This window comes from Streptomyces sp. NBC_01198, from assembly GCF_036010485.1.
Taxonomy (GTDB): domain Bacteria; phylum Actinomycetota; class Actinomycetes; order Streptomycetales; family Streptomycetaceae; genus Actinacidiphila.
Map to the genome: position 1 here is coordinate 5,549,543 of NZ_CP108568.1, position 13,145 is coordinate 5,562,687.

At 72.2% G+C, this 13,145-nt stretch carries 11 protein-coding genes; 7 read left to right on the plus strand and 4 right to left on the minus strand.

Going from position 1 to position 13,145, the window contains the following annotated elements; genetic code table 11:
- Positions 1–12: 12 nt before the first annotated feature.
- The 6 genes from mreC (at position 13) to OG702_RS24725 (ending at position 8,991) form a co-directional block, all read left to right on the plus strand.
- Entirely contained in the window at positions 13–1,008 is a 996-nt protein-coding gene (gene mreC, locus OG702_RS24700; protein ID WP_327291119.1) for a rod shape-determining protein MreC, read from the plus strand.
- A gap of 3 nt (positions 1,009–1,011) precedes the next feature.
- On the plus strand, positions 1,012–1,659 hold the full coding sequence (gene mreD, locus OG702_RS24705) for a rod shape-determining protein MreD (protein WP_327291120.1): 648 nt from the start codon (positions 1,012–1,014) through the stop codon (positions 1,657–1,659).
- Complete coding sequence (mrdA, locus tag OG702_RS24710) at positions 1,656–3,902, plus strand: penicillin-binding protein 2 (protein WP_327291121.1); 2,247 nt, start codon at positions 1,656–1,658, stop codon at positions 3,900–3,902. Before mreD ends, mrdA begins: the two co-directional genes overlap by 4 nt.
- Positions 3,899–5,098, plus strand: a complete 1,200-nt coding sequence (rodA, locus tag OG702_RS24715) for a rod shape-determining protein RodA (protein ID WP_327291122.1) — start codon at positions 3,899–3,901, stop codon at positions 5,096–5,098. Before mrdA ends, rodA begins: the two co-directional genes overlap by 4 nt.
- Before the next feature lie 336 nt (positions 5,099–5,434).
- The gene (locus tag OG702_RS24720) at positions 5,435–6,961 is read left to right on the plus strand and encodes a CYTH and CHAD domain-containing protein (RefSeq protein ID WP_327291123.1); all 1,527 of its coding nucleotides are present in this window, start codon (positions 5,435–5,437) and stop codon (positions 6,959–6,961) included.
- Positions 6,962–7,044: 83 nt separating this feature from the next.
- Complete coding sequence (locus tag OG702_RS24725) at positions 7,045–8,991, plus strand: TIGR03960 family B12-binding radical SAM protein (protein ID WP_327291124.1); 1,947 nt, start codon at positions 7,045–7,047, stop codon at positions 8,989–8,991.
- A 3-nt stretch (positions 8,992–8,994) separates the two neighbouring features.
- Here OG702_RS24725 and OG702_RS24730 read toward each other — a convergent pair whose 3' ends face one another.
- Entirely contained in the window at positions 8,995–9,816 is an 822-nt protein-coding gene (locus OG702_RS24730) for an AraC family transcriptional regulator (RefSeq protein WP_327291125.1), read from the minus strand.
- 54 nt (positions 9,817–9,870) lie between these two features.
- Here OG702_RS24730 and OG702_RS24735 point away from each other — a divergent pair, with 54 nt between their 5' ends.
- Positions 9,871–11,052: an MFS transporter gene (locus tag OG702_RS24735; RefSeq protein ID WP_327291126.1), complete on the plus strand. Its 1,182-nt coding sequence runs from the start codon at positions 9,871–9,873 to the stop codon at positions 11,050–11,052.
- Between the two features lie 18 nt (positions 11,053–11,070).
- On the opposite strand, the gene OG702_RS24740 is transcribed toward OG702_RS24735, so the two are convergent.
- The 3 genes from OG702_RS24740 to OG702_RS24750 form a co-directional block, all read right to left on the minus strand.
- A complete protein-coding gene (locus OG702_RS24740; protein ID WP_327291127.1) occupies positions 11,071–11,589 on the minus strand; it encodes a hypothetical protein in 519 nt (172 codons plus the stop codon).
- 134 nt (positions 11,590–11,723) lie between these two features.
- On the minus strand, positions 11,724–12,524 hold the full coding sequence (locus tag OG702_RS24745; protein ID WP_327291128.1) for a hypothetical protein: 801 nt from the start codon (positions 12,522–12,524) through the stop codon (positions 11,724–11,726).
- Between the two features lie 87 nt (positions 12,525–12,611).
- Positions 12,612–13,124: a carboxymuconolactone decarboxylase family protein gene (locus OG702_RS24750; protein WP_327291130.1), complete on the minus strand. Its 513-nt coding sequence runs from the start codon at positions 13,122–13,124 to the stop codon at positions 12,612–12,614.
- Positions 13,125–13,145: the final 21 nt, after the last annotated feature.

A 13,145-nucleotide genomic window follows, 5' to 3' on the forward strand; every position in this document is an offset into this window, starting at 1 on the left:
GGACTGGCGCCCGTGAGGGACACAAAGGAGAGCCGGCTGCTGCTGGTGCTGCTGGTGGTGGTCGCGTTCGCGCTGATCACCATGGACATCAGAGGCGGTGAGAACTCACCGCTCGACCGGCCGCGGCAGGCCGCACAATCCGCGTTCGGGCCGGTGGAGAACGCCGTGTCCGGTGTCGTCGACCCGGTGGGCAACGCGGTGGACGCGGTGCGCGACTCGGGCGACCGAAGCAGCACCATCAGCCGGCTGCAACGCGAGAACGCCGCGCTCAAGCAGCAGCTCGGCAGCAAGGACATCACCCGCAACCGGGCCCAGGAGCTGGACAAGCTGCTGAAGACCGCCGGCGCCGGGCAGTACGCCATCAAGGGCGCGCAGGTCATCGCGATAGGAGCGGCCCAGGGCTTCTCCTGGACGGTCACCATCGACGCCGGCAGCCGCGACGGTCTCACCCGCGACATGACGGTGATAAACGGCGACGGCCTCGTCGGCCGGGTCACCACCGTCGGCCCGTCCACGGCGACCGTACTGCTCGCCAACGACCCGGACTTCACCGTCGGCACCCGGCTGGAGAGCTCCATGGAGCTGGGCTTCGCCACCGGCCAGGGCGACCGCCCGATGCGGGTCCAGCTGCTCAACGGCAAGGCCGCCGTGCACAAGGGCGACCGGCTGGTCACCTTCGGCTCCGAGGCAGGCAAGCCGTTCGTACCCGGCGTGCCGGTCGGCACGATCGTCGGGGTGGACCCGTCGGGCGGCAACCTGACCAAGACCCTCCTGGTGCAGCCCTTCGTCGGCTTCACCCGGCTGGACGTCGTCGGCGTCGTCGTGGTCGGCCCGCGCACCGACCCGCGGGACAGCGTGCTGCCCGCCAAGCCGACCCCGTCGCCCAAGCCCAAACCGAAGAAGGCGCCCGCCTCGCCCAAGGCCCCGGCGTCGCCCGGCAGCACCCCGACCGGCGGCGCGCTGCCCCCGGCCGACCCCACCGAATCGCCCACCAGCGGCAGGGGCTGACCCATGCGTCTGAACCGGATCCTGCTCCCCACCGTCCTGGTGGTCTTCGCGATGGTCGCCCAGGTCAGCGTGCTGGCCCGGCTCCATCTGCCGGGCGCGGTGCCCGACCTGCTGCTGCTGACCGTGCTGGGACTCGCCATCACCTACGGCCACGTCGCCGGCTGCCTGATCGGCTTCTTCGCCGGACTGCTCGCCGACCTGGCACCGCCCGCCGACCACGCGGTCGGCCGGTACGCCCTGGTGCTGTGCGTCATCGGCTACGTGGCGGGCCTGTTCAAGCCGGAGAGCGGCCGGCTGCGTACCGCCGCGGGCCCGATGCTCGTCGTCATCGGCGCCGCCATCGGCACCACCGTGCTCTACGCGGCCGTCGGCAGCCTGGTCGGCGACACCGCGGGCGCCCATGTCGGCCTGGCCAAGCTGGTCTTCACCGCCACGATCTACGACCTGCTGCTCGCGCCCTTCGTGGTGCCGCTGGTGATGGCGATGGCCCGCCGCTTCGACCACGACCCGATGTCCGAGGACTCCACCGGTGGCTACGGCAGCAGCCGCAGCCGGCTGAGAACCGGTATCTCCCCGCAGCGCGCCGGCCTGTTCGGGCGCGCCGGAAGGACGGTCAAGGTCACCTCGATGGCCAGGGGGGTCAGGCGATGAACGGCAACATCCCGGAGACCGGCAGGACCACCCGGATCACCATCCGGCTGGTCATCCTGCAGGTCCTGGTCGTGTCCCTGCTGCTGACCCTCGGCGGCCGGCTGTGGTTCCTGCAGATCCGCAACGGCCAGCAGTACGACCAGAAGGCCGCCAACAACCACATCCAGCAGGTCGTCACCCCCGCCGTACGCGGCTCGATCCTCGACGACCGCGGCGTGCCGATGGCCGACAACGAGACCAAGCTGGTCGTCTCGGCCAGCCGCACCGACCTGCTCAAGCAGGCCGACGACGGCACCGCCGTGCTGACCAGGCTGGCCGGCGTGCTGGGCATGAAGCCCCAGGAGGTCATCGACAAGGTCCGGCTGTGCGACGCCGAGACGCCCAAGCCGTGCTGGAACGGTTCGCCCTACCAGCCCATCCCGATCACCGACTCGGCCACCACCCAGCAGGCCCTGCAGATCATGGAGCGCCGCGAGGACTTCCCCGGCGTCACCGCCGAGCCCACCGCGGTACGCCGCTACGCCGCCCCGTACAAGTCGAACGCCGCCCAGGTGCTCGGCTACCTCGGCCCGGTCACCGACGCCGAGGTCAGCGACTCGGAGAAGACCAGCACGCCGCTGCTGCGCTCGGACCAGATCGGCCGCTCGGGCCTGGAGAGCGTCTACGACCAGCAGATGCGCGGCACCGCCGGCGTCACCCGCTACGAGGTGGACAACCTCGGCCGGGTCATCGGCAAGGCCGGCGACACCCCGGCCGAGCCCGGCAGCGACCTGGTCACCAGCATCGACGCCCGGGTCCAGGCGGTCACCGAGAAGGAGCTCAACGGCGCGATGGTCGCCGCGCGCAAGACCTTCGACACCGTCTCCCACGAGAACTACAAGGCGGACTCCGGCGCAGCGGTCGTGATGGACAACCACACCGGAGAGATCATCGCCATGGCGAGCCTGCCGACCTACGACCCCAACGAGTGGGTCGGCGGCATCTCGGAGAAGGCGTACAAGGCGCTGATGGACAAGAAGTCCGACACCCCGCTGCTGAACCGCGCCATCCAGGGCCAGTCCGCACCGGGCTCCACCTTCAAGGTGGTCTCCACCAGCGCCGCGATCAACGCCGGCTACCCGCCGGACGGCAACTACCCCTGCACCTCCTCGATGGAGATCGGCAACCGGGAGTTCAAGAACTTCGAGAACGAGAGCTTCGGCGACATCTCCCTCGGCCGCGCCCTCGAAGTCTCCTGCGACACCGTCTTCTACGGCATCGCGTACAACGAGTGGAAGAAGGACGGGGCGACCAACCCCAAGCACCCCAAGGACTGGTTCTTCAAGACCGCCCACCAGTTCGGCCTGGGTGCCAAGACCGGTGTCGACCTGCCCGGCGAGGTCACCGGCCGGGTGCCCGACCGCAAGTGGGCCTCCGACTACAACGACATGATGCAGGGCTACTGGTGCCGGACCGCCGCGGCGCACAAGAACGACAAGCAGAAGAGCTTCGAAGTCCAGATCTCCGTCGAGAAGTGCGCCGACCACAACGTCATCCGCGCCGGTGACTCGGTCAACTACGCGATCGGCCAGGGCGACACCCTCGTCACCCCGGTGCAGATGGCCCGGGTCTACGCGGCGCTCGCCAACGGCGGCACCCTCTACCAGCCGAGCGTCGGCAAGGCCGTGGTCAGCGCCGACGGCAGGACCGTCACGCCGATCAAGCCCAAGGTGTCAGGCAAGCTGCCCGACACCAAGGCCACGCTGAAGTACATCGACAAGGCCCTGGCAGGCGTCGTCACCGAAGGCACCGCCGACTGGAAGTTCGGCGGCTGGCCGCAGAACAAGATCCCGCTGCACGCCAAGACCGGTACCGCGGAGGTCGAGGGCAAGCAGACCACGTCCTGGTTCGACACCTACACCAAGGACTACACGATCGTCATGACGATCTCCCAGGGCGGCACCGGCTCCGGCGCCTCGGGCGAGGCCGTCCGGCGGATCTACGAGGCGATGTACGGCATCAAGAAGGACACCGCCACGATCGACCCCAAGAAGGGGATCATGCCGAAGCCGCTGACCTCGCTGCCGAAGATCTCCTCGGACGGGGTCGCCAGCCCGGCGTCGTACGTCGTCCCGCCGTCCGAGGACCTCTTCGTGCCCGAGCCCACCGGCCCGCGCACCGGCGGCGGCAGCACCCAGGCGCTCGCCGCGCTCGCCCCAGGACGGCCGGAGAAGCTCCTGCTGGGCAGGCGGTACTGGTCATGAGCGCCAACGGCTACACCACCATCCGCCGCTTCACCCCGGAGAAGTCGGCTCTCGGCAAGCTCCTCGCGCGCGACTCGATAGTGCGCCGGATGGACTGGCTGCTGCTCTTCGCCGCGCTGCTGCTGTGCGGCATCGGCACGCTTCTCGTGTACTCCGCGACCCGCAACCGCACCAGCCTCACCCACGGCGACCAGTACTACTTCCTGCTGCGGCACCTGATGAACGCCGGTATCGGCGCCGGGCTCGGCATCGGCGCCGTCGTGATCGGCCACCGCAGGATGCGGGACGTGGTGCCCTTCTACTACGCCCTGGCCATCCTCGGCATCCTCGCCGTGCTCAGCCCGCTCGGCTCCACCGTCAACGGCGCGCACTCCTGGATCGTCATCGGCGGCGGCTTCTCGCTCCAGCCGTCGGAGTTCGTCAAGGTCGCGATCATCCTCGGCATGGCGGTGGTGCTGTCCGCCCGGGTCGACGCGGGCGACCGCGAACACCCCGACCACCGCACCGTCCTGCAGTCCCTCGGCCTGGCCGTGCTGCCCATCGGCATCATCATGCTGATGCCGGACCTCGGCTCGGTGATGGTGCTCGGCGCGATCGTGCTCGGCGTCCTGCTCGCCTCCGGCGCGTCCAACCGCTGGGTCGTCGGCCTGATCGCCTCCGGCATCGGCGGCGCGCTGCTCGTCTGGCAGCTCGGCATCCTCGACAAGTACCAGATCGACCGCTTCGCCGCCTTCGCCAACCCCGCTCTCGACCCCTCCGGGGTCGGCTACAACACCAGCCAGGCCAGGATCGCCATCGGCTCCGGCGGCCTGCTCGGCAAGGGCCTCTTCCACGGCAGCCAGACCACCGGGCAGTTCGTGCCCGAGCAGCAGACCGACTTCGTCTTCTCCGTCGCCGGCGAGGAACTCGGCTTCGTCGGCGCGGCCTTCATCATCCTGCTGATCGGCGTCATCCTCTGGCGCGGCTGCGCCATCGCCCGCGGCGCGACCGACCTCTACGGCACGATAGTGGCCGCCGGGATCGTGGCGTGGTTCGCCTTCCAGGCCTTCGAGAACATCGGCATGACGCTGGGCATCATGCCGGTAGCGGGGATCCCACTGCCCTTTGTGTCCTACGGGGGATCGTCCATGTTCGCCAACTGTGTGGCCATAGGGCTGCTCCAATCGGTGAAGATGCAACGCCCCATGTCTGCCTAGCCCCTCCGGGGCGGGTCTTTTCTTGCGCGCGCAACCCACCACCGGCCGGTGGTCCGGGGGCGGCAGAGACTGCCCCTTTGGGTCGGTGGCGACCCGCTGGCTCGGTGGGGGTTGGTCGCGCAGTTCCTCGCGCCCCTGGGGGGCTGGGATCTTCCGGAGAGGGGGGACCCCTGGGGGCGCGGGGAACGGCGCGCCCAGCCCGCCGCCGGCTGGTGGTCCGGGGCGGCGGCATGTGGGCGCTTTGGGGAGGTGGCGACGCGCGCTCCCCGGGGGGCTTGGCGGGCGCAGGGGGTCGTCGCAGGAGGGGTGGCCCCCCGGGAGGGGTACGGTCGGAGTATGGGTAAGCGCGTGCGCGAGACCGAGCGGAAGTACGACGGTGGCGGCGAAGCCGCCACCGTGAGGGCCGATTTCGCCGGGCTGACCGCCGGGTCGAGAGCGCTGGACGCCGTACGGCTGGAGGCGGTGTACTACGACACCGCCGGCCTCGCGCTCGCCGCGCACAAGGTGACGCTCCGGCGGCGTACCGGCGGTGACGACGCCGGCTGGCACCTGAAACTGCCCGCCGCGCAAGCGGACACCCGCACCGAGGTGCAGGCCCCGCTGACCCCCGCGGCGGACGGCCCGCCGCAGGAACTGCTCGACGACGTCGCCGCGCTCGTACGCGGCCGCGCCCTGCAACCGGTCGTGCGGCTCACGACGTCGCGGCGCCGCGTACTGCTGCTGGACGCCGACGGCGCCACCCTGGCCGAGGTCGCCTACGACCGGGTGAAGTCCCAGGTCCTCCCGGAGGGCCCGGCCTCGGAGTGGACCGAGGTCGAGGTGGAGCTCGGCGAGGCCGCCGCAGGCGACCCGGCGCTGCTCGACGCCGCCGAGGAGCGGCTCCTCGCGGCCGGCCTCCAGCGCTCGGCCTCGGCGTCGAAGCTGGCCCACGCGCTCGGCGGCATGCTGGTCGCCCCGCCGGCCGGCCCGCCCGCGGTGCCGGGCAGCGCCGGCGGCACCGCCACCGGCTACCTGCACGACCAGCTCGCCGCGATCCTGGCGCTCGACCCGGCCGTCCGCAGGGACGAGGAGGACGCCGTCCACCAGATGCGGGTCGCCACCCGCAGGGCCCGCAGCGCGCTCAAGAGCTTCCGCAAGGAGCTGGACCGCGAGGTCACCGACCCGCTGGGCGCCGAGCTGAAATGGCTGGCCGCGGTCCTCGGCGCCGAGCGCGACCGGGAGGTGCTCGCTGAGCGGCTGGCCGCGCTCCTGGACGAGCTGGCCGGCGAGCCGGGCGCCGATGCAGCCGCGGTCACCGACGCCGTACGGGACCGGGTCCAGGCCCTGGCGGCGCGCACGTCGACCGAGTCGCGCGAGACCCTGCTGCGTGCGCTCGGCAGCGCCCGCTACTTCGCCCTGCTCGACGCCCTCGAAGCGCTGATCGCCGCGCCGCCGTACCGCCGCGGCGCCCGCAAGCCCGGCGCGGAGGCCGCCCGCGCGACCGTGGGGCGGGACATGGCGCGGCTGCGGCGCCGCATCGAGGAGGCGCTGGCGCTGGAGCCCGGCGAGGAGAAGGACGTCGCGCTGCACGAGGCGCGCAAGTCCGCCAAGCGCGCCCGCTATTCCGGCGAGGCCGTCCGCCCGGTGCTTGGCGCCCCCGCGAAAGCGCACACGAGCCGGATGAAGAAGCTGCAGCAACTGCTCGGCGAGCACCAGGACAGCGTGCTGAGCCGGGAGGCGCTGACCGGCGCCGCGGCCGGCGCGCGGGCCGCGGGGGAGGACCCGGCACCCTACGACGCCCTGATCCGCGCCGAGCAGCAGCGGGCCGCCGACGTCGAGGCGGCGCTGCCGGAGGCCTGGGAGCGCGCGGATCAGGAGCTCTGAGGGTCCGGGTAGTCTTGAGGGTCACCCATCCCGGGGGCCACCGGCCCACGGGCGCTCACCGCCAGCTGATGAAAGTCGCCGAGATGCCTGTCGAGTCGGTCTTCCCGCGCTTGGAAGCACTCCTCCCGCACGTCCAGAAGCCGATCCAGTACGTGGGCGGGGAGCTGAACTCCACCGTCAAGGAGTGGGACGCCACCGACGTGCGGTGGGCGCTGATGTACCCGGACGCGTACGAGGTCGGGCTGCCCAACCAGGGCGTCATGATCCTCTACGAGGTGCTCAACGAGCGCGAAGGCGTGCTCGCCGAGCGGACGTACAGCGTCTGGCCCGACCTGGAAGCGCTGATGCGCGAGCACGGCGTGCCGCAGTTCACCGTCGACGCGCACCGCCCCGTCCGCGCCTTCGACGTCTTCGGCCTGAGCTTCTCCACCGAGCTGGGCTACACGAACATGCTGACCGCCCTCGACCTGGCGGGCATCCCGCTGCGCGCGGCCGACCGCACCCTGGACGACCCGATCGTGCTGGCCGGCGGCCACGCAGCCTTCAACCCCGAGCCGATCGCCGACTTCATCGACGCGGCCGTCATCGGCGACGGCGAGCAGGCCGTGCTGGAGATGACCGACGTCATCCGCGGCTGGAAGGCCGAGGGCCGCCCCGGCGGCCGCGACGAGGTGCTGCTGCGGCTGGCGCGGACCGGCGGGGTATACGTGCCGCGCTTCTACGACGTCGAATACCTCGCCGACGGCCGCATCGCCCGGGTGGTGCCGAACCGCAGCGGCGTGCCGTGGCGGGTGTCCAAGCACACCGTGATGGACCTGGACGAGTGGCCCTACCCCAAGCAGCCGCTGGTCCCGCTCGCGGAGACCGTGCACGAGCGGATGTCGGTGGAGATCTTCCGCGGCTGCACCCGCGGCTGCCGCTTCTGCCAGGCCGGCATGATCACCCGTCCGGTGCGGGAACGCTCGATCACCGGCATCGGCGAGATGGTCGAGGCGGGCCTGAAGGCGACCGGTTTCGAGGAGGTCGGCCTGCTGTCGCTGTCGTCCGCCGACCACTCGGAGATCGCCGACGTCGCCAAGGGCCTCGCCGACCGCTACGAGGAAGACAAGATCGGCCTGTCGCTGCCGTCCACCCGGGTCGACGCCTTCAACATCGACCTGGCCAACGAGCTGACCCGCAACGGCCGCCGCTCCGGCCTGACGTTCGCCCCTGAGGGCGGCTCGGAGCGCATCCGCAAGGTCATCAACAAGATGGTCTCGGAAGAGGACCTGATCCGTACCGTCGCCACCGCGTACGGCAACGGCTGGCGCCAGGTGAAGCTGTACTTCATGTGCGGGCTGCCCACCGAGACCGACGAGGACGTCCTGCAGATCGCCGAGATGGCGAAGAAGGTCATCGCCAAGGGCCGTGAGGTCACCGGGCAGAACGACATCCGCTGCACCGTCTCGATCGGCGGCTTCGTCCCCAAGCCGCACACCCCCTTCCAGTGGGCGCCGCAGCTCGGCGTCGAGGAGACCGACGCGCGGCTGGAGAAGCTCCGCGACGCGATCCGCGGCGACCGCAAGTACGGCCGCAACATCGGCTTCCGCTACCACGACGGAAAGCCCGGCATCATCGAGGGCCTGCTCTCCCGTGGCGACCGCCGCGTCGGCGCCGTCATCCGCGCGGTCTACGAGGACGGCGGCCGCTTCGACGGCTGGCGCGAGCACTTCTCGTACGACCGCTGGGTGCAGGCCTGCGCCGGCACGCTGCCCGCCGAGGGCCTCGACCTGGCCTGGTACACCACCCGGGAGCGCACCGCCGAGGAGGTGCTGCCCTGGGACCACCTCGACTCGGGCCTGGACAAGGACTGGCTGTGGGAGGACTGGCAGGACGCGCTGGACGAGACCGAGGTCGACGACTGCCGCTGGACGCCCTGCTTCGACTGCGGCGTCTGCCCCCAGTTGGACCTCGACATCCAGATCGGCCCGACGGGCAAGAAGCTGCTCCCGCTCACGGTGATGAACGCCGGCAGCACTCCGGGCGCCTGATCCTCAGGCCGGGTCCGGCCGGCGGTGGCGGCCCGGGGTGGTGCCGAAGGCGTGGCGGAAGGCCTCGATGAAGGCGCTGGTGTGGGCGTAGCCGCAGGCGGTGGCCGTCGCGGTCACCGAGGTGCCCGCGGCCAGCAGCATCAGCGAGTGGTGCAGCCGCAGTTGGGCGCGCCACTGCGGGAAGCTCAGGCCCATCTCGCGGCGGAAGAGCCGGCTGAGCGTGCGTTCGCTGGCGCCGACGGCCGCGCCAAGTTCGCCCAGCGAGCGCGGGTCGGCCGGGTCGTCGTGCAGCAGCGCGGCCACCGCCCGGAGCCGGTCGTCCGCCGGGGCGGGCAGCAGCAGCGGCAGCGCGTCGACCTGGCGCAGCTCGTCGACGGCGACCTGCTCCAGCGTCCGGCGCTGCCGGGGGGTACGCGAGGCCGCCGCCGTCTCGTCGGTGAGGGCGACGACGACCTCGCGCAGCAGCGGCCCGACCGCCAGGACGGTGGGCCGGTCGGTACGCAGCGGGCCGGGCGTGCCGGTGAACGCGAGCGTGCGCATCCGGGTGGGTCCGTGTGCCTGGTGGGCGTGGGCGACACCGGCCGGCACCCAGACCGCCCGGTGCGGCGGCACGACCCAGGAGCCGGCTGAGGTGAAGATCCGCAGCACGCCCTGGCTGGGGTGGATGAGCTGGTGCTCGTCGTGCAGGTGCCACTCGACGCGCTCGCGGTGCGCCAAGGCGAGGTTGTCGGGCCCGTCCAGCGGGTGCCTGCGGACCGGCTCGCCGGCCGCGGGTTGCCAGGGGGGCGGCGCGGGCGGCCGGTGAGGTTGGCGGGTTGGCGACATGATGAGGCAGACTACCGATGGCCGGCGCCCGGTGCGGCCCGCCAGGCTGGCACCATGACCCACGTCACCGACCCCGCAGAGTCCACGACCACCCCCGCGCCCGCGCCGGGGATCTGGCGCCGGATGCGGCTGTGGGGTGTCGCGCACGCCGTCGACGACCTCTACCAGGGCCTGGTGCCTGCCGCGGTGCCCTACTTCGTCCTCGACCGGCACTACAGCTACGTCGCCGCCTCGGGCCTGACGCTGGCCGCCACGCTGGGCAGTTCGGTGCCGCAGCCCTTCGTCGGGGTGGCGGTGGACCGGCTGGCGCTGCGCTGGCTGGCCGCCGCGGGCGTGACGCTGGCCGGTCTCGGCCTCGGGCTGTCCGGGCTCATGCCGTCGTACGCGGCGGTGTGGTGCCTGATCCTGCTGTCCGGGCTGGGCGTGGCGATGTTCCACCCCGCCGCGGGCAAGGCCGCGCGCGAGTCGGCGGGCGACAGCGCGGCGGCGATGAGCGTCTTCGCGGCGGGCGGCAGCGTCGGCTTCTTCCTGGCGCCCGCGCTGGCCACGCCCGCGCTGATCGCCTGGGGCGTGGGGTCGACGGCGCTGTTCATCCCGCCGGCGGTGCTGACGGCGTTCGCCCTGCTGCGCCACCAGCGGCGCCGGCCGGCGCCTGCGCCGGTGGGCGGGCCGGCCGGCGGGCAGGACAGGTGGCGGCCGTTCGCGGTGCTGACCTGCGTGGAGGTGGTGCGGTCGGTGGCGTTCTTCGGCGTGAACACCTTCATCGAGCTGTACTGGATCCGCCACCTGCACGCGTCCCGCCTGCTGGCGGGCGCCGCGCTCACCTTCTTCCTGGCCGGGGGTGTCGGCGGCACGCTGCTGGGGGGCCGCCTGGCGGACCGGCTGGGGATGGTGCGGACGGTGCAGATCGGCGCCGCGCTGGTGCTGCCGATGCTGGGGGGACTGCTGCTCGCGCCGGGCAGCGTGGTGCCGCTGCTCTTCGCGGTGCTGACCGGTGTCGCGCTGAACCTGCCGTTCGCGGTGCTGGTCAAGCTCGGCCAGGACTACCTGCCCACCCGGCCGGGCACCGCGGCGGGCGTGACCCTGGGGCTGGCCGTCAGTGTCGGCGGGCTGCTCGCGCCGGTGCTCGGGCTGGTGGCCGACGCGCACGGACCGCGCGGTGCCCTCGCGGCGCTCTGCGTGGTGCCGCCGATCGCGCTGGCGCTGGGCCTCATGCTGCCGGAGCCGCGGCGCTGACCGGGGCGTGGCGCCGGGTCAGTGGGTCAGGGCGTTGGCGCTCACGATGAACAGGCCGAGCAGGACGTCCACCATGCCGACCCGGCAGGCGGACCCCCAGCCCTGGCCCGCGGACCGGGCCGCGAGCAGTCCCCAGCCGAAGAGGGCCGCGGTGTTGACGACCAGGGCGACGTCGACGGCGCCTTCCTCGCTCCACCACCCGGCGGCGGCGCCCAGCACGGCGGCCACCGTGGGCAGGGCGGCGGCGACCAGCGGCCACTCGGCGAACACCGACCTGACGCTCTCCACGGTGGCCCGCTTCCCGCCGGCCTTCCAGTGCGCGATGGCATGCGCGTAACCGTGCGCCGCGGCGGCCGCCAGTGCCGCGACCAGGATCCACAGCGCGTCGTAGCCCGCGTTGGGCTGGCCGTTGTCGTGGTCGAGGGCGGAGGCGAGGGAGCTGGCGAGCACGGTGCCGTACACGCCGCCGAACAGCAGGCGCTGCAACGGCACCCGTGGCCGGTCACGTGCTGTGCTGAGGCCCGGACTGTCCGACACGGTGCCGCCCTTCGCACGGGGGTGTCATCTCCCCACGATCCCCGTACGCACCGGGTATCAGGCCGCGCCCCGCCCGCCGGCGCCGGCGCGTTCCGCCGTACGGGCGCCCCGCGGGCCGGCCGCAGGCGCGCGGGTCAGGACGCGGACGGCTGCTGCGCCATCGCGCGCATGACGGTGCGTACGGTCGGCGCGAGGTCCTTGCGGAAGGCGGCGGTGTCCGCGACGACCGGCAGCGGTGCGTTGCCCGCGGGGTCGATGGGCGGCTTTCCGCTGCCGGTGTCCCACTCCTTGATGCCGCGGAGGGTCAGCGAGAAGACGGCGCCGCCGTGCCGTACGTACAGCGACTGCTGGTAGTCGCCGGTGATGAGTTTCGCCTCGTCGCCGAGGCCCTGAGGGTGGGTGGTCATGGCGTGGTCGTCCACGAAGGAGACGACGACGCCGCTGCCGTTGCCGGTGGGGGAGGAGACCTGGGAGGTGCTGAGCGCCTCGAACTCCGTGGAGGGGTCGGTCTTCTTGTGCAGGTCGACGGTGACGGCCATCGTGTACGTCGTCATCCAGCCGTCGTCGCGGGTCACCGAGCCGATCAGCTCGCAGCTGACGCGGTCGAGGGCGGCGCTCCTGGTGATCTGCGGTGTGGTCTGGCCGAACGATGTGGCGCCCAGGTCGCCCGCCAGCGGCTGCATGCGCAGGTTGGTGCAGGGGCTGGGACTCTCGTCGAGGTGGTAGCCGTGCAGGTCGGGCGCCGCGGTGTGCCCGAATCCGGTGCCCCGCAGGACCCCGGCCCACACCGCCGAGGTCACGACGGCCGCGCCCAGCGCCCATATCCAGGGCTTGGCCGTGAACCGCCCGAGCAGCGGCGGCCGGTCGGTGTGGCTCACCATGTCCACGTCCTGGCCCGTGTCGCCCGTGCCGTCCATCTCCGGCTCGCTGATCATCCCCGACCTCATCTCCCGCCGCACGGCCTGCCCTTCACCCTACGGTGGCGCCGTGGTGGTGGTGCTTGGCGGTCCGGTGCGCGGACGTCAGGCGACGAAGGGGTCCGCCACGCCGGCGTCCCCGGCGAGCAGCGGCTCGGCGGCGCGCAGCCCGCGCCATGCCTCGGCCGCCCCGAACTGGCCGGAGAAGCGGATGACGGCCCGCACGTCGTCAGCTGTCGCACCGATGGCCAGCGCGCGGGAGACATGGACGGTGAACGCCCCTTCGAGCACGCCGTGCAGGACGTCCGCGGTCAGCGAGCCGAAGATCCGCTCCCGGACGGTCAACTGACCGGCTCCCGCGTACAGATGACGCTGCAGGGAGATGTAACCGCCCTGGAAGATGAGCAGTTCGCGCAACGCGTCACCGGACACGCCGTGGGTGAGCCCCATCGTGCCCTGCGACTCGAACGGCATGCCAAGCGTCTGCCGGCAGATGTCGGCGACGACGCACATCACGACCTTCTCGCGGTCGGTCAACTCCGGGAACTCATCCCAGCCCTGGTGGTACGTGAGGGTGTCCACCGGTGCCTCGCCGGGCATGTCCAAGCTGTGGTCCACGGGGCGCCTCCACGGTATTGC